Genomic DNA, 19472 nt, shown 5'->3' with positions numbered 1-19472 from the left:
TCGGGTGGATCCCCGAGCGATCCCGCGACGGCCCCGGCGACCGCGCTACGACGCCCGCACAGCAGCGACGGGCGATCCCGGCGACAATGGGGGGCGATGACGATCCCCGCCTCCCCCGACGAGACCACCACCTTCGCAGATCTTTCGCTGCGCCCCGAGCTGCTCGACGCGCTCGCGAGACTCGGCTACGAGGAGCCGACGCCGATCCAGCGCGAGGCGATTCCGCCGCTGCTGACGGGTCACGACCTGCTCGGCCAGGCGGCGACGGGGACGGGCAAGACGGCGGCGTTCGCGCTGCCGATCCTCGAGCTGCTCTCGCCCGGCCGCCAGGACATCGCCCCGGCGGCGCTGGTGCTGGTGCCGACGCGCGAGCTGGCGCACCAGGTCTCGGAGGCGCTGCACCGCTACGGCAGGGCGCTGGGGGCGCGGGTGCTGCCGATCTACGGCGGGCAGCCGATCGGCCGGCAGCTCGGCGCACTCAAGCGCGGCGTCGACGTCGTCGTCGGCACGCCGGGGCGCGTGCAGGACCACATCTCGCGCAACACGCTCAATCTCGCGCAGCTCGGCATGGTCGTGCTCGACGAGGCCGACGAGATGCTCGACATGGGCTTCGCGGAGGACATCGAGGCGATCCTCGAGGTGACTCCCGACAGAGCCCAGACGGTCCTCTTCTCCGCGACGATGCCGCCGCGGATCGACCGCATCGCGCGCCAGCACCTGACCGATCCGGTGCGGATCGAGATCGCGCGCGAGACGCCGGCCGGCGGCGCGCCGCTGGTGCGCCAGCGGGCGTACGTCGTCGCGCGGGCGCACAAGCCGGCGGCGCTCGGGCGCGTGCTCGACGTCGAGTCGCCGACGGCCGCGATCGTCTTCTGCCGCACGCGCGACGAGGTCGACCAGCTGACCGAGTCGCTCAACGGCCGCGGCTACCGTGCCGAGGCGCTGCACGGCGGCATGACGCAGGAGCAGCGCGACCGCGTCATGAACCGGCTGCGGACCGGCGCCGCCGACCTGCTCGTCGCGACCGACGTCGCCGCCCGCGGCCTCGACGTCGAGCAGCTCACGCACGTCTTCAACTACGACGTGCCCTCCTCGCCGGAGTCGTACGTCCACCGCATCGGCCGTGTCGGGCGCGCCGGGCGCGAGGGCGCGGCGATCACGCTCGCCGAGCCGCGCGAGCACCGCTACCTGAAGACGATCGAGCGCGTCACGAAGCAGCGCATCCCGATCGAGAAGATCCCGACCGTCGCCGACCTGCACGCGCGGCGGATGGAGATGACGCGCGCCGCGCTCGGCGAGGCGCTGCTCGACAACGCCGAGGGCGGCACGAGCCTCGACCGCTTCCGCGTCGTCGTCGAGACGCTGACCGATGAGTTCGACGTGATGGAGGTCGCGCTCGCCGCGGTCAAGCTCGCGCACGAGGCGCTCGGCGGCGGCGAGGACGACGAGCAGGAGATCCCCGACATCCAGCCGCGCCCGTTCAAGGAGCGCGGCGCGCCCGGCGGTCCGGGACGCGGGCCGGGCGGTCCCGGGCGCGGCGGTCCGGGCGGGCCGGGCGGCAAGGGCCCGGGCGGGCGTGGACCGAGCGGCCCGACGACGCGCATCTACGTCGGTCTCGGCCGCAGGGTCGGGATGCGGCCGCAGGACCTCGTCGGCGCGATCACGGGCGAGTCGCAGCTGACCGGCCGCGAGATCGGCGCGATCGAGATCCAGGACCGCTTCTCGCTCGTCGAGGTGCCGCTGGCGGCGGCCGACAACGTGATCGCCGCGCTGCGATCGAGCACGGTCAAGGGCAAGAGAGCGACGGTCCGGCGCGAGCGCTACGAGCGCGGCACCGCGCCCGCCGAGCAGTCCGACTGAGGCTCGCCCGCCCGCGCGGCGGCAGCTCCGCCGCACGCACCCGCGCGGCGGCCTACCCCCTGTCCGCACACTGACAGCGGACAGATGTTCGGAAGTGGTCAAGTTTGCCCACTTCCGTCCGACCTCCGAGGAGAACAGGAACGCTGACGCGCCATCGGGGGCCGTCGGCGAGCGGCAGGGAGCGCCGCCACACCAGGCCCAAGGAGGACCCCTTGAAGTTGAGCGTCCGCACGAAGCTGCTTGGCGGCTTTCTCGTGCTCGCCGTGTTGATCGCCGCGGTCGGCGCGATCGGCATCTCGAAGATGAACAGCACCCGCGACGGCACCGATCGGTTCAGCGACACGACGGTGCCGGCGCTGCAGTCGATCGGCTACGCGAACGCGATGCTGCACATGTACCGCGAGAACCAGCTGCATTACGTGGCCGCGCTCTCACAGGGCAGATCCGGCGCCCACTGGGCCAGACAGGCGACGGCCAGCCTCGAGTGGATGGAGGGGATGCTCGACGGCGCGCGCAGAGCCGCGACGACCGACGAGGAGCGCACCGCGCTCACGACCTTCAGAGAGCAGTGGCAGAGATACGTCGACGACAGCGCGACGTTCAGATCGCTGGCCGACGCGGGCGACTACGGCGCCGCCTACGCCGCGATCAACGGGCCGGCGATCGACAGAACGTTCGAGATCGCCCACATGACGATCGGCGACACCAGCAGAATCATCGTCAGATTCTCCAACGAGCGTGCCGACGCCGCCAATGACTCGGTCAGCTCCGGCACGACGCTGATCTTCGTGCTGGTCGCGCTCGCGGTCGTCGCGGCGCTGCTGCTGGCGTGGCTGTTCTCGCGCTGGATCGGCGGCGCGCTGAAGCAGATGCTCACGGCCGCGCGCGGGATCGCGCAGGGCGACGTCGAGCAGAAGCTGACGATCAGATCGAGCGACGAGATCGGCCAGACGGTCGACGCCTTCCGCGAGATGGTCGCCTATCTGGAGGAGGCGTCCGGCGCCGCGCAGCGGATCGCAGCCGGCGACCTGTCGCGGGAGATCGTGCCGCGCTCCGAGCGCGACGCGCTCGGCGTCGCCTTCGCGGAGATGAACGGGACGCTGCGCGAGGCGCTCGGCGAGCAGTCGTCGCTGGAGCTGCTGATCGAGCGGATGGACGAGCTGGAGCGCGGCGACCTGACCGCGCTGGAGCAGGGCCTGGCCGCCGTCGCGCAGGGCGACCTGACGCGCGACGCGAGCGCCACCGCGGAGCCGATCGCCGTCCCCGCCGGGCAGGATGCCGGACGGCTGGCGACGATCTTCAACCGCATGCTCGCGCGGGCGCACAGCTCGGTCGACGGCTACAACGCGATGCGCGACAAGGTCGCCGGGATGGTGCGCGAGATCAACCAGGAGGCGGCGACCGTCTCCGACGCCTCGCGCCAGATGGTCACGGCCTCGACCGAGACCGGCGGCACGATCGACGAGATCGCCGGCGCCGTCGGCGAGATCTCCTCCGGCGCGCAGCGGCAGGTCGACACGCTCGGCCGCGCACGCGAGCTGACGGGCCAGGTCGTCGCGGTCACGCGCGAGTCGGCCGGCAACGCGGAGCGCACGACGGCTGCGGCCGAGCAGGCGCGCACGGTCGCCGAGGAGGGCGCGAGCGCGATCGCCGAGGCGACCGAGGCGATGCAGGCGGTGCAGCAGTCCTCCGCGGCGGTGACCGACACGATCCGCGAGCTGGGCGCGAAGTCCGACCAGATCGGCGGGATCGTCGACACGATCACGGGGATCGCGGAGCAGACGAACCTGCTCGCGTTGAACGCCGCGATCGAGGCGGCGCGCGCGGGCGAGCAGGGTCGCGGCTTCGCGGTCGTCGCCGAGGAGGTGCGCAAGCTGGCGGAGGAGTCGCAGCAGGCGGCGTCGTCGATCTCCGGCCTGATCTCGCAGATCCAGACGGAGACGGGGCGCGCGGTCGAGGTCGTCGAGAACGGCGCGGCGCGCACCCACGAGGGTGTGGCGACGGTGTCGCAGGCGCGCGAGTCGTTCCTGCGGATCGGCACGAGCGTCGACGACATGACCAACCGCGTCGGCCAGATCGCGCTGGCGGTCGAGCAGATCTCCTCGACCGCGGTCGCGATGGAGGAGAACATGGCCCAGGTGGTCGCGGTCGCCGAGCAGTCGTCGGCGTCGACCGAGCAGGTCTCGGCGTCGGTGCAGCAGACGTCGGCCGCGAGCCAGGAGCTGGCCGCCTCGGCGCACGGCCTGGCCAGCTCGGCCCAGCAGCTGGAGCGCGTCGTCGGGCAGTTCGTGCTGGCCTGAGGCCTCAGCGTCCCGCCGTCACCCCTCCGCGCTCGGCTCCCACCGGGCGCGGGTGCGCCGTCACCCCTCCCCGGAGGCGGTGGCGGCGGGGGGCGCGTGCGCGTCGCTGACGGAGCCCATCGCGGTGAGGATCTCGTCGGCAAGGCGCGCGCCTTCGTCGGAGTACTCGGGCGTGGCGCGGATCCGCATCACGACCTCCTCGCCGGCGAGCTCCTCGAGGCCGATGTCGGGGCGGTTGCGCAGCTGGACGGTGATCGCGTCCTGGAGGATCGCCTGCACCTCGGTGGGCTTGACGCTGCGGCCGAGGCGGACGCGCAGGTCGACCGAGGCCGGTTCGCGCAGCGGCACGACAGCGGCGCTGAGGACGACCGAGTTGGGGACCATGATGCGGTCCTCGCCGCGCGCGAAGGTCGTGTAGAGGAGGCCGAGCGAGCTGACGACGCCCTCGACCTCGCCGGCGAGGCCGCCAGCCTGGAGCCGCACCCTCTCGCCGACGCGGAACGGTCGCGCGCTCAGCAGCACCGTGCCGGCGATCAGGTTGCCGAGCGTCTGCTGGGCGGCGAGACCGATGACGACGGCGGTGAAGGCGCCCCCGACGGCGAGTGCCTCCGGGCGGATGCCGGCGATCCGCAGCGCGGCGACGGTGAAGATCGCGACGGTCGTGAGGCGCAGCAGGAAGCCGACGGTGCCGGCGGTGCCGGGGTCCATGCGGCGGAAGAGGTCGGGCGCGATCGCGCGGCCGACGTCGCGCGCGAACGCCCAGCCGAGGATCACGAGCGCGATCACGGTGAAGATCCGCACGGGCGTGTCCCAGCCCTTGCCGAACAGGTCGCCGCGGTAGTTGTAGAGCGCCAGCACGGCGATCAGCAGCGGCAGCAGCACGAGCGCCTGCCGCCGCGCGCGCTTCGCCGCTCTCTGCCCCAGCTGCCGCGCGAGGCCGACCTCCTCCCACGCGTGCGAGCGCGTCTGCAGCATCCGCTCCAGCGCCCGCTCGCGGCTGCCCTTGAAGCGCTTGGTCTTCGAGCCCATCAGCGGGGACGTACCCGCGCCTGCCAGCCGCGACGCGTGAGAACCGTCACGCGCGCCCCGCCCCCGCCCCGGCCTCAAGCCCCGCCCGCCTCAAGCCCCGCCGGACGCGCCGCCCCGCGGCCCCGCGCTCGCGCCCGCCCGCGTCGCGCTCAGCGGCGGCGGGCGCTCTAGAACAGCGCCTGCTGCACGGCGGCCGGCGGCGGGGCTGGCGTAACGCCGCCCGCCCCGCCTCCCCCGCCGCCGTCTTGTCCGCGCGCCGCCCAGCTGCGGCCGCCCGTCGAGGCCGACCCCTCGCCCCGCAGCGTGGTCGCCCCGTCGAACAGCGAGGACGCCCTCTCGCCGCGCAGCTCCGCCGCCCCCGGAAGCGCGCCCTGCGGCCGCTCGCGCGTGCGCAGCCGCCACGTCGGCGCGCGCCGGCCGCGCCCGCGCAGCAGCGCCGCCAGCCGAGCACGCTCCTCCCTCGGCGCGTAGGCGCCGCGCGCGTAGAGCCGCTGGTAACGCGGAACGAGGTCAGGCCGCGTCGCGCGCAGCCAGTCCATGAAGACGCCGCGCACGTCCCCGCGCAGGTGCAGGCCGATCCCGCCGATCGAGACCGCGCCGGCCTCCTCGCAGGCGTCGAGCAGCGGCTCGATCTGCCGCGGCGCGTCGTTGATCCCCGGCATCAGCGGCGCGATCAGCACGCCGGTCGGGATCCCCTGGCGGTTCAGCTCCGCGACGGCCTCGATCCGCGCCCGCGGATGGGGCGTGTGCGGCTCGGTCGCCCGCCACGCCTTCTCGTCGAGCGTCGGGATCGAGAGGCTGGCGGTGAAGTCGGTGACGGCCGCGATCTCCTTCATCAGCGGCAGGTCGCGCAGCAGCAGCGGGGACTTCGTCAGCACCGAGCAGGGGTTGCGGAAGTCTCGCATCGCCTCCCAGATCCCGGGCATCAGCTTGTAGCGCCCCTCGACCCACTGGTACGGGTCGGTGTTCGTCCCCAGCGCGACGTGCTCCCCTCTCCACCGCGGCCGCGCCAGCTCAACCCGCAGCACCTCCGGCGCGTTCACCTTCACGACGATCTCGCGCTCGAAATCGCGCCCCGGCCCGAAGTCGAGGTATCTGTGCGTCGGCCGAGCGAAGCAGTTGTGGCTCACGACACCGTTGGCGATGAAGTCGCCCGTCCCGGTCGTGATGTCGTAGAGCCGCATCGCGAGCCCGAGCGGCTCGACCGATGCCACTCGCCGCGATCCTCTCGTCTTCAGCGCCGCTCCCGCCATCGCGCGCTTGCGCATGATCGCGGGATCGGTCAGGTGGAAGAACCGCAGCCGACCTGCGAGACCGCCCCCGAGCCGGACGTTCCGCCCCCCGTTCGGGCCTCGCGGCTCGGTCACGAACTGAAAGCCGAAGCGGTTGAGCGAGCGTTCGATCCAGGCGATCAGCTCGGCATCGCTGTTGCAGATCCGCAGCACACCCTGACTGCACGAGCCCTCTGCGTCGAAGATCCCGGCGAGGAACCCTTTGCTCCACGATTCGCTCGGCTCGACCGGCCAGGCGATCAACGCCTCGATGCCCTCCACGCCCGCCCGTCGCTGTGTCCGCACCGCCAAGATGCGCGCTCGTGCGCCGACCGCCTCCGCGAAGACGAACTCGTCGGTCGCTATCCCGGCGTCGAACAGATAGCTCTGGGTGCGTTCCAGCGCCTCGCGGTCCTTCAGCGCCAAGCGGAAGCGATGAACGCGTCCAAGGGACCGTCCAGCACGCGCGTACTCGTAGGTTCCGAGGTGACCGTCGCCCCGCACCATTCCACAGACGTAGCCGTGGCGATAGTCGGCGTCCTCCATCGGACCCGCGGCGAATCCGCCGGTCCCCGCCAGCACGTCGTTCGTCGTCAGATGTGGCCGCTGGCCGGGGCCCGGCTCGTCGAGCACGTGCTTCCAGCCGCGGCCGGTGAGGAAGCGGTGGTCGGCGCTGGCAACCAGTTCAGTTCCGTCCTCGAGCGTCACGCGATAGGCCGGCTTGATGCTCGACCAGTGCGCGCGTACCTCCGTCTCGACGTAGCGGCGGTAGCGGCCGACTCTCTCGGTGCCGTAGATCCGATCGCCCACTCTCAGCGCCGCGAGCCGTCGGGTGCTGCCGTCCGCCATCAGGATCGGCGTCTCGCCGTCGAGGCAGTACACGCATGCATGGCTGCAGCCTCGATATGGGTTGATGGTCCATCTGAATGGCATCCGCGATTGCGCGGGGACGCGGTTGAGCGCCGATCTCGAATGGACCTCGTAGAAGCGCATGTCGAGCGCCTCGGGTGCGTCGAAGCGGCGCACGACGGCGTCGTCTCTGTACCCCGGCAAGCGGGTCGCCTCGTCGGCGGTGATCGTGAGGTTGTCCCAGCGCACGAACGTATGTTCGCACATGCGGCGGATGGCAACCTGCTCAGCTACGAAGCCGGATGCTCGTCCCTAGAGTGGCTCAGAGCCGGTCTTGCAGACGTGCCCAGCTGTCGCCGAAATCGGCGTAGTGCTGGCGGGACTCGTCGTACCACTCGAAGATCGCCTCGCCCAGCTCCGGCGTGGCGGCGGCACCGGGATCGTTCATCGCGTCCCGCTCGATCTCCTCGAGGTAGGCCGTGACCGCAGCGCTGTCGCACCCGTCTGCGAGCAGCTCGGCGAGTGGACGGGCGTACATGTCGTACTCGTCCTCGGTCGCCGGGAAGAAGTCGGCGACGCCGACCGGATCCCATCGCCAAAGCAACAGCTGGCGCAGCTCGCGGAAGCCGACCGCGCGCCACCACCGTTCGAACGGCTCGTCCTTGCGAATCAGTCTGCGCTCGGGACCGAAGCGGTCCCAGATCCGCTGGTCGCGCGGGCTGCGCCGCTCGCGCCTTCTAGACCGCGACACGCCCCGGCACCTCGCGCATGTCACGCACGATCTGGGCGCCGGCGGCGGAGAGCATCATCGCCTCGTCCTCGGGGCGGTTGCGGGCGGCGTAGCCGAGCACGCGCATGCCGGCGGCGCGGGCGCCGCGGACGCCGGTGACCGAGTCCTCGACGACGATGCAGGCATCCGGCTCCCAGCCGCACTCGCGCGCGGCGTGGACGAACAGGTCGGGCGCCGGCTTCGGCCGTCGCACCATCGTCGCGGAGAAGACGCGCTCGGGCGGGAAGAGATCGGCCAGGTCGGTCAGCACGAGCGTCTGCTCCATCTTCACCACGCGCGCCTGCGAGGCGATGCAGGTCTCCCACCCCAGCCGCTGGACGGCCTCGACCGTCTCGCGCGCGCCGGCGACCGGCCTCAGCTCGCGCGCGAACGCCTCCGCGCGGGCGCTGTAGAAGTCGTCGATCCAGCCGCTCGGCAGCGGACCGCCGCGACGCAGCGAGACATCGCGCTGGATCGCCTCCAGCGTGCCGCCGGCGTAGACGGTGCTGACCTCGCGCTCACTCATCTCGACGTCGACGGCGTTGATCGCGCGCGTCAGCTCGCGCATCGAGATCGGCTCGCTGTCGACGAGCACGCCGTCGCAGTCGAAGATGACGAGACCGGGAGCGGACATCGGAGAGATCGAGGCGGCGCCGGCCGGCTCAGCGCGCGGTGGCGGCGCCGAGGGCGCGCGCGACGAGTGACTCCTCGCCCGTCAGCGTCTGACTGGTCGCGCGCTCGATGTCGACGTGGACGTAGTCGCCCGGCTGCGCGAGCCCGGTGAAGTTGACGACCTTGTTGTGGCGCGAGCGGCCGCGCAGGCGCGTCGGATCCTTGCGCGAGGGACCCTCGACCAGCACCTCCATCGTGCGGCCGACGAAGCGCTGCGCGCGCTCGTGCGCGCGCCGCTGGATCACCTCGACGAGGCGGTCCATCCGCTCGACCTTGACCTCGTGCGGGACCTGGTCGGGCAGGTCGGCGGCCTCGGTGTGGCGGCGCGGCGAGTAGACGAAGGTGAAGGCGCCGTCGTAGGCGACCTCCTCGCACAGCTCCAGCGTCTGCGCGAAGTCCTCCTCGGTCTCGCCGGGGAAGCCGACGATCACGTCGGTCGTCAGCGCGACGTCCGGGACGTGCTCGCGCAGCAGCGCGACGCGGTCGAGGTAACGCTCGCGCGAGTAGGTGCGGCGCATCGCTCTCAGGATCCGCGAGGAGCCCGACTGCAGCGGCAGGTGGACGTGCTCGCACAGCGCCGGCAGCTCGGCGTGCGCGCGGATCACGTCCTCCTTCATGTCCTGCGGGTGCGGGCTGGTGTAGCGGATCCGCTCGATTCCGTCGATCGCGTCGATCGCGGTGAGCAACTCGGCGAAGCTCGCGCGCGGGAAGCCGCGTCTGGCGAGGTCGCGCCCGTAGGCGTTGACGTTCTGGCCCAGCAGCGTGACCTCGCTGACACCCTCCGACGCCATCCGCTCGACGTCGCGCACGAGCGTCTCCAACGGGCGGCCGACGTCGCGGCCGCGCGTCGACGGGACGATGCAGTAGGAGCAGGCCATGTTGCAGCCGACGGAGATCTGCACCCAGCCCTGGAACTCGCGGGCGCGCTTCTCCGGCAGGTCGCCGGCGAAGCCCTCGAACTCGAAGTAGCCCTGCGCGGACAGCGACTCGCTCGTGAGGAACTCCGCGAGCTTGTGCACCTGGCCGGGACCGAAGGCGACGTCGACGAAGGGGAACTGGCGGAAGACCTCGTCCTTGACCGACTGCGCCCAGCAGCCTCCGACGCCGATCACGACGTCCGGGCGCTCGCGCTTGCGCCGCTTCGCGTGGCCGAGGTGGGCCATGAACTTGCTGTCGGCCGCCTCGCGGATCGAGCAGGTGTTGAAGAGGATCAGGTCGGCGACGTCGGCATCGGGAGCTTCGGCGTAGCCGATCGACTCGAGCATGCCCTTCATCCGCTCCGAGTCGTGCTCGTTCATCTGACAGCCGAACGTCGTGACGTGATACCGCTTCATCGTCGCCCTAGCGTACCCCGGCACCTCATCTGGCGTATTCCACCGCGCGCGACTCGCGGATCACGGTCACCTTGATCTGGCCCGGATACTCGAGCTCTCTCTCGATCTCGCGGGCGATCGCGAACGACAGCAGCGTCGCGCCGTCGTCGTCGATCGCGCCGGGCGCGACGATCACGCGGATCTCGCGGCCCGCCTGCATCGCGTAGACCTTGTCGACGCCCTCGTGCCGGGTCGCGATCTGCTCCAGCTCGCGCAGCCGTCTGACGTACTGCTCCAGCGATTCGCCGCGGGCGCCGGGGCGGGCGCCGGAGAGCGCGTCGGCGGCCTGCACGATCACGGCCTCGACCGTCTGCGGCTCGACCTCGTTGTGGTGGGCCTCCATCGCGTGCACGACGGCGTCGGGCTCGCCGTACTTGCGCGCCAGGTCACCGCCGACGAGCGCGTGCGGCCCCTCGATCTCGTGCGAGACGGCCTTGCCGATGTCGTGCAGGAGCGCGGCGCGGCGAGCGGTCTTGGGTGAGGCGCCGAGCTCGTGCGCCATCATCGCGGCGAGGTTGGCGCACTCGACCGAGTGGGCGAGCACGTTCTGGCCGTAGCTGGTGCGGAACCGCAGGCGGCCGAGCAGCTTGATCAGCTCGGGGTCGAGCCCTTGGACCTTCGCCTCGAAGACGGCGGCCTCCCCCAGCTCCTGGACGTGCTCCTCCAGCTCCGACTTCGCCTGGTAGTACATCTCTTCGATCCGCGCCGGATGGATGCGCCCGTCCTGGAGCAGCTTCTCGAGCGTCATGCGGGCGGTCTCGCGGCGGACGCCGTCGAAGCCCGACAGCACGACCGCGTTGGGCGTGTCGTCGATGATGAAGTCGACGCCGGTGAGGTTCTCCAGCGCGCGGATGTTGCGGCCCTCGCGGCCGATGATGCGGCCCTTCATGTCGTCGGAGGCGAGCTGGACGACGGAGACGGTCGTCTCGGTCGCGTGACCGGCGGCGATCCGCTGCATCACGACGGAGAGGATGTTGCGGACGCGGCGGTCGGCGTCGCGCTTGGTCTCCTCCTCGATCTGGCGCACGAGCTTGGCTGACTCGTGGCGCACGTCGTCCTCGAGGTCCTTCAGCAGCATCTGCTTCGCCTGCGAGGCGGAGACGCCGGCGAGCCGCTCCAGCGCCTGCTCGTACTCGGCACGGCGCTCGGCCGCGGTGTCGAGGTCACGCGCGAGCACCTCGGCGCGGTCGTCGAGCGCGCGCTCGCGGCGCGCGAGGTCGGCGCGCTGGGCGTCGAGCGACTCCTCCTTGCCGAGGATCCGCTCCTCGATCCGCACGATCTCGGCGCGCCGCTCGCGCAGAGCCTCGTCCATGTCGGCGGCGACGCGAGCGTTCGCCTCCGCGGCATGGCCGCCTCTCCGCTTCGCGTTGAGCGCGGCAGCGACCATCAGGCCCACTGCCAGCACTGCTGCCGCGATCACGATTTCCATTGCCGTTCCTCTCCTCACAGCCCGGCTGGTCGGCCGGGCTGCAGCTCACTGTCCGTTTGGGTAGCGGCGGACGGGCCGTGCGAGGAGCACGGAACTGAACACCAGGTGCGGCGCCGCGGCGCCGCCCTTCAGATGCCGGTCAGGCCGGCGTTCGTGGTGCGTGTTGCATGGGCAACATGCCTGCAGACGTGCGGTGTCGGGCAGTCACGGATGAAGGGTCTGGTTCCAGGATTCAGGGGTGTTTGCGGCAGTTTCATGCCCACGTGGGGCCAGTCGTTCGCTGCCCGGGATCGTAGTACTGCGCAACAGTTGACGCAATCGCGGGCGCTGAGCTGCACGCCGTGGCGCGGCGACGCCGGCTCCGCGGGCGGCGAGCGGCGCGGCGACGCCGACTCCCACGCGCGCGGCGGCCGCGCCGCCGCGCCTCAGTCGAAGACGTCGCCGCCGCGCGCGTGGGCGCGGACGACGTCCCACGCCAGCTCGGAGTCGTAGCCCTTGCGCGCGAGCACGCCGATCGCGCGCTTCAGCTCGCGGGGGTCGTTCTCCAGCGCCGGGAAACGTCGCCGCACCAGCGCCATCGCCGCCTCCCGCTCGTCGTCGCGGCCGCGCGCGCCGACTGCCTCGCGGACGATCCCGATCGGCACGCCGAGCGCCAGCAGCCGCCGTTCGATGCGGTCAGCGCCCCACTCCTCCAGCAGCCGCTTGTCCTCGGAGAACTCGCGCGCGAAGCGGACGTCGTTCAGATAGTCCTGCTCGCGCAGGCTCGTCAGCGCCTGCTCGATCGTCTCGGGCTCGACCCGCTTGCCTTCCAGGTACCGGCGCATCTCGACCTCGGTCCGCGCCCGCGGACCGAGGTAGCGAAAGGCCATGTCGAGCGCGTTCTGGAGTCGTAGCGCCGGGTCGAGCGCGCGCTCCTTCGTGCGCGTGTCGCGCTCGACCGGCGCGCCCAGGTCGGCCGCCTCGACCTGCTCGGCCGCCTCTGAGCCAGTTCGCTGCACGAGGTCAGGCCGCGGCGGGCTCGGCCTCCGGCGTCTTCTCGTCGTGCTCGATCGGAGCGACGAGGTCGCGATCGAAGCCGAGCGCCGCGTAGATCTTGTCCTCGATCTGCTGCGCGATCTCGGGGTGCTCCTTCAGGTACCCCTTCGCGTTGTTGCGACCCTGGCCGAGCCGCTCACCCTCGTAGGAGAAGAACGAGCCCGACTTCGTGACGATGTTGTGCTCGATGCCGTAGTCGATCAGGCAGCCCTCGGTCGAGATGCCGTGGCCGAACTCGATGTCGAACTCGGCCTGCTTGAACGGCGGCGCGACCTTGTTCTTGACGACCTTGACGCGGACGCGGTTGCCGACCGCCTCGGTGCCGTCCTTGAGCGTCTCGATGCGGCGGATGTCGAGCCGCTGGGACGAGTAGAACTTCAGCGCGCGACCGCCCGGCTGCGTCTCGGGCGAGCCGAACATGACGCCGACCTTCTCGCGGATCTGGTTCGTGAAGAGGCACATCGTCTGCGTGCGGTTCAGGTTCGCCGTCAGCTTGCGCATCGCCTGCGACATCATGCGCGCCTGCACGCCGACGGTCTGGTCGCCCATCTGGCCCTCGAGCTCGGCGCGCGGCGTCAGCGCGGCGACGGAGTCGACGGCCACCATGTCGACGGCGCCGGAGCGCACGAGCATGTCGGCGACTTCGAGCGCCTGCTCGCCGTAGTCGGGCTGCGAGACGAGCAGCTCGTCGATGTTGACGCCGATTCTCTGCGCGTAGAGCGGGTCCATCGCGTGCTCGGCGTCGATGAAGGCGCAGACGCCGCCGAGTCTCTGCGCCTCGGCGATGATGTGGTAGACGAGCGTCGTCTTACCGGATGACTCCGGGCCGAAGACCTCGACGATGCGTCCGCGCGGGACGCCGCCGATGCCGAGCGCCAGGTCGAGCGAGAGCGCGCCGGTGGGGATCGCGTTGACTCTCACGCGAGCGCCCGGGTCACCCATCCGCATGACGGTGCCCTTGCCGAACTGGCGCTCGATCTGTGTCAGCGCCCCTTGCAGGGCGGCGTCGCGGGCCTTCGCGGCCTTGTCCTGCTCGCTCATTACTGGAAGCTCCTTGGTCACGTCGTGAGTCAATGAAAGTACGCCCTGCGTCGGACGGAATACGAACACATGATCGTGTCGCCCGTTCAGGCTAGGCGCTGCGGCAGCGGAAGCGCTACGCGAGTCTGCGCAGAGACTGCGCCGATTCAGCGCAGGTCGGCGCGCGCGAGCGGCTCGTAGCGCGCCCCGCCGCCGCCGAGGTGCGAGCGGTAGAGCGTCACGGCGGCGCCGTCGAAGGCCAGCGACGGCACGCCCGGCAGCGGCGCCGCGGCCAGCTCGCGCGCCGCGCGCTCGTTGCCGCGGGCGCGCACGCGGGCGACCGTCACGTGCGGCAGGAAGGGCCGCGCCTCGGGCTCGAACCAGCCGCCGGCGGTCAGCGCGCCCGCGACGCGCGCCTGCAGCCGCGCCAGCGCGCCGCCGGCATCCACCAGCTCGACCGCGAGCACGCGCGCAGCGCGACGTGGAAGCCAGAGCGCGTCAGCGAGCGCGAGGCCGGGCACTGGCCCCGGCTCGCCGGCGAGCCCGCCCGGCGCGTCGCCGCCGGCGGACGCCACCACGGCTGCACCGATCGCCCCGGCTTCTGCCGCGTCGACCTGGCCGAGGAAGCAGAGCGTGACGTGCAGCGCATCGGACGCGACCGGGCGCAGGAGACGCGGTTCGGCAGCGAGCAACGGCGCACGCCAGCGGACCAGCGCACCGCGCACCTCCTCGGGCAGATCGAGCGCGGCGAACAGCCGGATGCGCTCGCCGGCCACGGCCTCAGGCGGCGTCGGAACCTGCGCCGGGCGCCGCCTCGCCGGGCGGTGGCGCGTCTGCCTCGATCAGCAGGCGCCGCAGCATGTGCAGCGCGACCGTCGTGGTGCGGTCGCGGATGTCGGCGCGGTTGCCGGGCAGCGACAGCCTGCGCGTCAGGCGCGGCCCGTCGCGCAGCGCGACGCTCACCCACACCAGTCCGACCGGCTTCTCCGGCGTCCCGCCGCCCGGGCCCGCGACCCCGGTGATGCCGACCCCCACGTCGCTCCCCAAGCGCGCGATCGCTCCGTCGGCGAGCGCCTCCGCCACCTCGGATGAGACCGCCCCCACCCGCTCCAGCAGCTCAGAGGAGACGCCCGCGAGCGCGACCTTCGCCGCGTTGGAGTAGACGACGAGCCCGCCGAGCACGTACGCCGAGGAGCCGGCGCGGTCGGTCAGGCGGCCGGCCAGCAGCCCGCCGGTGCACGACTCGGCCGTCGCGACGGTGCGGGCCGGACGCGCGCCGGCTGCGTCCCCCACCCCGCCGGCGCCGGCCTCGCCGAGCAGCAGCGACGCGACCTGCGCGTCGATCGTCGCGCCGTCGGTCGAGAACAGCAGCGGGCCGTGGCGGCGCGCCACGTACGCCTCGAACGCCGCATAGGCAGCGGCGTCCGTCGGCGCGTAGCGCGTCGCGATCTCGATCTCGCCGCGCCGCAGGCAGGTCGTGATCTCCAGCGGGTCGAGCGCCAGGCCATCGCGCTCGGCGACCAGCAGCGTCTCGGCGATCTCCGACTCCGGGATCCCGAACAGGCGCATGATCCGCCACTCGAACGTGCCGGCGCCGACGACGGCGGCCTGGAAGGCGCCGGTCTCCAACGCGGCTCGCCACATCGGCTGCAGCTCGCGCGGCGGCCCGGGGAGCACGAGCACCGTCGGACCGGCGCCGTCCCCAGCCGCAGGCGGCACGACCAGCCCCGGCGCGGTCCCGACCGGTTCCAGCACGGTCGCGCCCGCGGGCACGAGCGCCTGCTTGCGGTTGGAGCGCAGGACGGCCTCGCGGTCGAGGTCGGGCCAGCGCGACAGCAGCGGTCTCAAGATCTCGGCGATCCGCCCGAACAGCGCCTCGTCGAGCTCCAGCGGCCGCTCCTGGAAGCGTGCGACGACCTCGCCGGTGAGGTCGTCGGCGGTCGGGCCGAGGCCGCCGCTCGTGACGATCAGCGCCACGCTCTCTGCCGCGAGGAAGCGCAGCGCGGCGAGCAGGTCCTCGGGCCGGTCGCCGACGACGACGATGTGCGAGGCGTCGACGCCGATCTCGCGCAGCCGCTCCGACAGCCACGGGCCGTTGCTGTCTCTGATGATCCCGTTGAGGACCTCGGTCCCCGTCACGACGATGCCGGCGCGAACGCTCACCGCAGCACGTCCGCGCTCACGTGCACGTCGGCAGCTGGTCGCCGGAGATCGGCGCCGCGCCTCTCGTGGTGACCTCGAAGCCGATCGCCTCCGACGACGCCGGAACCTCGACCGCTCTGCCGTTCGCTCTCATCGTCACCTGGCTGTTGCCGAGCGTGATCCGCAGCGATCTCGCTCTCAGCAGCGGCACCGCCTGGCCGGCGGTGAACGTGGCGCCGGCGATCAGCACTCTGTCGTCCTGGTCGACGGCGCAGACGTAGACGTCGCCGGTCGGGGTCAGGCGCACGCCGGCGAGCGTCGGCGCGGCCGGCGTGACTCTTCTCTGCGCCGTTCTTCTGCGCTGGCCGCCTCTTCTCGTCGTCGAGGTCGTCTGCGCCTGCGTCGAGGTCGTGTCGGTGCCGCCGTCGTCGTCGCCGCCGCGCGTGCCGAGCACGTAGAGTGCGCCGACCAGCACGACGAGCAGGCCGAGCGTTATCGCCCAACGCGGCACGCCGCCACCGCCGCCGCCCCCGCGCACGCCGCCGCGTCCGCTCGAACCGCGACCGCCGCGGCGGTCACGCGCCGCGAGCCCGGGGCTGCTGACGGCCCTCAGCTCGCTCTCGCTCGGGCGCTCGTAGCGGAGCTTGTACTCCTCCACCAGCGAGCGCGCGTCGACGCCGATGAACTCGGCGTACGTGCGGATGAAGCTCTTCGCGAACGTGGAGCCGGGCAGCAGCTGCCACTCCTCGTTCTCGATCGCACGCAGGTACTTGGCGCGGATCTTGGTCGCCTGCTCGACCTCGGTGATGTCGATCCTGGCACGCATGCGCGCCTCGCGAAGAGTGGGGCCGATCTCAGGCATTCGCTGCGAAGGCTATCGACCGAGCGGTCAAAGGCGTGGCGAAATTCCTGCAAGCGCCGGGGCCGGCGGACCGGCGCTCACGAGAGCGTGGGATCGTCGTCCGGTGCGCCGCTTCCCGGTGTGGGCAGCGGGATCTGGTCGCCGGCCCGTTCGCCGGGCGGCGGACCGGCTCTCTCGGCCAGCGCGACGAGGATCCGCGGCACGTCGGACTCGGTGATCAGCACCTGGCGCGGCTTTGATCCCTCGTAGCCCGAGATGATCCCGCGCCGCTCCAGCATGTCGATCAGGCGGCCGGCGCGCGTGTAGCCGAGCCGCAGGCGGCGCTGCAGCATCGAGGTCGACGCGGTCCCCATCTGCGCGACGAGGCTGATCGCCTCCTCCAGCAGCGGGTCCTCGTCCGGGTCGAAGCCGTCGTCGGCGGCCGACTCCTCGGGCGCGTCCTCGTCCTCGACCTCTTCGAGCAGATCGTCGCGCAGCTCGGGCTCGCCCTGCCTGCGCCACGCCTCCGTCAGCTCGGCGATCTGGTCCTCGTCGATGTAGGCGCCCTGGATCCGCTGCAGCTTGGAGGAGCCGACCGGCGAGAACAGCATGTCGCCCTGGCCCAGCAGCGACTCGGCGCCGTTCTGGTCGAGGATCACGCGCGAGTCGGTCTGGGACGACACGGCGAAGGCGATCCGCGACGGGACGTTGGCCTTGATCATGCCCGTGATCACGTCGACGCGCGGCGACTGCGTCGCCAGCACGAGGTGGATGCCGACGGCGCGGGCCTTCTGCGCCAGGCGGATGATCGAGTCCTCGACGTCGGCCGGGGCGACCATCATCAGGTCGGCCAGCTCGTCGATCACGCAGAGGATGTACGGCAGCCGCGACTCGCCGCGCTCCTCGCGCCGTCTGTTCAGCTCCGGCAGCGAGCGGGTGCGGGCGAGCGACATGATCCCGTAGCGCTCCTCCATCTCCTTGACGAGGTTCTGGAGCGCGTTGGCGGCCTTGCGCGGGCTCGTGATGACCGGCGTCAGCAGGTGCGGGATCGACTCGTAGTGGTTCAGCTCGACCTGCTTGGGGTCGACGAGCACGAGCTTGACCTCGTGCGGGTCGGCGTGCAGCAGGATGCTCGACAGCATCGCGTTGACGCAGCCGGACTTGCCGGCCCCGGTCGTGCCGGCGACGAGCAGGTGAGGCATCTTCGCGAGGTCGACGCCGATCGCACGGCCGGCGACGTCCTTGCCGAGCCAGACGGTCAGCGGCGACCAGTCGGCCGGCGGCTCCTGGAAGACGTCGCCGAGGTGGACGATCCGGCGCTTGGCGTTGGGGACCTCGACGCCGACCGCCTGCTTGCCGGGGATCGGCGCGAGGATGCGCACGTCGGTCGCGGCGAGCGCGTACGCGAGGTCGTCCTTGAGGTTGGCGACTCTGCCGACTCTCGTGCCCGGCGCCAGCCGCAGCTCGTAGCGCGTGATGTGCGGGCCGGAGGTCATGCCGACGACCTTCGAGTCGATTCTGAAGTGCTCGAGCGCCTCGACCAGCTGCGCGGCGATCACCTCCTGACCGGCGGTGTCGGGCCGCGTCTGCTCGGCCGTCGACCTCGTCAGGGAGCGGCTGTCGGGCAGGTGCCAGACGAAGTCGGCCGAGTCGGTGATCGAGGCGCGATAGCGGCCCTGCGGCGTCAGGTCGGCCGGATCGACCGAAGGGAGATCGTCCCCGCCCGCCCCCGTGGTCACACCCGGTTCGTCCGGCTCCTCCAGCTCCAGCTCCGGTATCTCGTCCTCGTCAGCCTCCGCCGCGACGGCGGGGAAGTCGTCGGTGACGGGCGCGTCGGCGTCGTCGTCCTCGTCGTCGAAGGCGAGCGGCGCGACGGGCGGCTCCTGCGCGTCCTCATCGTCGCTGGGCAGCGCGTAGGCGGCCGGCGCGAGCGAGTCGTCGTCGCCGAACAGGTCGGGGTAGCGCTCGGCGCCGTCGAGCGATGGCGCCTCGACGTGCGTCGCGCGCACGACCAGTCTCGCCGGCTCCAGCTCCGGCGGCACGAGCAGCTGAGGGATCCCCTCGTCATCGGTCGCGACGACGGCGTCGTCGTCGGCCGGCACGATCGTTCTGCGTCTGCGCGCTCTTGGCGCGCGCGTCGGAGCCGGCGGCTCCTCCTCCTCGTAACGGGCGCGGGTCGGCGCCAGCGTCGCGGCACGACGGCTGGTCTCGGCCGCCTGTCTCAGCACGCTGGCGATCGTGACGCCGCTCAGCAGCACGAGGGCGGCGAGGAAGAGGAAGATCGCGATGATGTGGGCGCCGACGTTCGAGAAGAGCGTCGAGGCGACCCAGTAGAGCGACTCGCCGATCGCGCCGCCGCGCTCCTTCAGCACGTCGCCGTCCCACAGGTCGCCGCCGGGACGGCCGCCGCCGCCGAGCCCGAACGTGCCGGCCGCGAGCGACAGCTCGACGGCGCCGAAGAGGCACCAGACTCCAGCCCTCAGCGGTCTCACGCTCGGAATCAACGTGCGCGCGATCACAAGCAGCCCGCCGGCCACCAGCGCCGCCGGCGCGGCGTAGGCGACGCGGCCGAACAGCAGCAGCAGGCCGTCGCGCAGCGCATCGCCGACCTGTCCGCCGGCCGAGCCGGCGTACATCACGAACGCGAGGAAGATCCCGAGCGCTCCGAGGCCGAGGCCGAGCAGGTCGACCTGGTGCGGTGCGAGCTGTGGCAGCCCGAGTCCGGGAGCGGTGGAGCGGCGCGCGCGAGCGCGCGAGCGGGATCTCGTCGATCTCGCGGGTCTACGGCGGCTGGTTCTGGCCATTCGGGGATTCGTTCGACATCGGGCGCATAACCCCTCCTGGGCATAACGACTCGCTAAAAGCCGCCCCATTGCACGCCT

14 protein-coding genes are annotated in these 19472 nt (G+C 72.0%); 2 read left to right on the top strand and 12 right to left on the bottom strand.

The genetic code is table 11. From position 1 onward, the window contains the following. Positions 1-96: 96 nt before the first annotated feature. A complete protein-coding gene (locus R7226_RS13730) occupies positions 97-1860 on the top strand; it encodes a DEAD/DEAH box helicase (RefSeq protein WP_318597735.1) in 1764 nt (587 codons plus the stop codon). A 212-nt stretch (positions 1861-2072) separates the two neighbouring features. Next, positions 2073-4160 (top strand): HAMP domain-containing methyl-accepting chemotaxis protein, encoded by a 2088-nt coding sequence (locus R7226_RS13725; protein ID WP_318597734.1) that lies wholly within the window; start codon positions 2073-2075, stop codon positions 4158-4160. A 60-nt stretch (positions 4161-4220) separates the two neighbouring features. Here R7226_RS13725 and R7226_RS13720 read toward each other — a convergent pair whose 3' ends face one another. The 12 genes from R7226_RS13720 to R7226_RS13665 all read right to left on the bottom strand — a co-directional run bounded on the left by R7226_RS13720 (position 4221) and on the right by R7226_RS13665 (position 19394). Then, positions 4221-5189 carry a mechanosensitive ion channel family protein gene (locus tag R7226_RS13720; protein WP_318597733.1) on the bottom strand — a complete coding sequence of 323 codons (969 nt, stop codon included), beginning with the start codon at positions 5187-5189 and terminating at the stop codon, positions 4221-4223. A 167-nt stretch (positions 5190-5356) separates the two neighbouring features. Further along, positions 5357-7576: an LAGLIDADG family homing endonuclease gene (locus R7226_RS13715; RefSeq protein WP_318597732.1), complete on the bottom strand. Its 2220-nt coding sequence runs from the start codon at positions 7574-7576 to the stop codon at positions 5357-5359. A gap of 55 nt (positions 7577-7631) precedes the next feature. Next, positions 7632-8060 (bottom strand): hypothetical protein, encoded by a 429-nt coding sequence (locus R7226_RS13710; protein ID WP_318597731.1) that lies wholly within the window; start codon positions 8058-8060, stop codon positions 7632-7634. Then, positions 8047-8712 carry an HAD family hydrolase gene (locus R7226_RS13705; RefSeq protein ID WP_318597730.1) on the bottom strand — a complete coding sequence of 222 codons (666 nt, stop codon included), beginning with the start codon at positions 8710-8712 and terminating at the stop codon, positions 8047-8049. Before R7226_RS13705 ends, R7226_RS13710 begins: the two co-directional genes overlap by 14 nt. Before the next feature lie 28 nt (positions 8713-8740). Then, positions 8741-10084, bottom strand: coding sequence for a tRNA (N6-isopentenyl adenosine(37)-C2)-methylthiotransferase MiaB (gene miaB / locus R7226_RS13700; protein ID WP_318597729.1), 1344 nt, complete (start codon positions 10082-10084; stop codon positions 8741-8743). Between the two features lie 25 nt (positions 10085-10109). Further along, entirely contained in the window at positions 10110-11552 is a 1443-nt protein-coding gene (gene rny, locus R7226_RS13695) for a ribonuclease Y (protein WP_318597728.1), read from the bottom strand. Positions 11553-11977: 425 nt separating this feature from the next. Beyond that, entirely contained in the window at positions 11978-12550 is a 573-nt protein-coding gene (locus R7226_RS13690) for a regulatory protein RecX (protein WP_318597727.1), read from the bottom strand. Positions 12551-12554: 4 nt separating this feature from the next. Continuing rightward, the gene (gene recA, locus R7226_RS13685; protein ID WP_318597726.1) at positions 12555-13628 is read right to left on the bottom strand and encodes a recombinase RecA; all 1074 of its coding nucleotides are present in this window, start codon (positions 13626-13628) and stop codon (positions 12555-12557) included. 146 nt (positions 13629-13774) lie between these two features. Further along, the gene (gene thpR / locus R7226_RS13680; RefSeq protein WP_318597725.1) at positions 13775-14383 is read right to left on the bottom strand and encodes an RNA 2',3'-cyclic phosphodiesterase; all 609 of its coding nucleotides are present in this window, start codon (positions 14381-14383) and stop codon (positions 13775-13777) included. A 4-nt stretch (positions 14384-14387) separates the two neighbouring features. Further along, positions 14388-15770 (bottom strand): competence/damage-inducible protein A, encoded by a 1383-nt coding sequence (locus R7226_RS13675; RefSeq protein ID WP_318597724.1) that lies wholly within the window; start codon positions 15768-15770, stop codon positions 14388-14390. A gap of 16 nt (positions 15771-15786) precedes the next feature. Then, on the bottom strand, positions 15787-16611 hold the full coding sequence (locus tag R7226_RS13670; RefSeq protein ID WP_318597723.1) for a helix-turn-helix domain-containing protein: 825 nt from the start codon (positions 16609-16611) through the stop codon (positions 15787-15789). A gap of 77 nt (positions 16612-16688) precedes the next feature. After that, positions 16689-19394, bottom strand: coding sequence for a DNA translocase FtsK (locus R7226_RS13665; protein WP_318597722.1), 2706 nt, complete (start codon positions 19392-19394; stop codon positions 16689-16691). Between the last annotated feature and the right edge of the window lie 78 nt (positions 19395-19472).

This window comes from Conexibacter stalactiti (assembly GCF_033542075.1).
GTDB lineage: Bacteria > Actinomycetota > Thermoleophilia > Solirubrobacterales > Solirubrobacteraceae > Conexibacter > Conexibacter stalactiti.
Note: the sequence above shows the minus strand (reverse complement) of the source record. Positions and strands in the feature narration are given on the sequence as shown.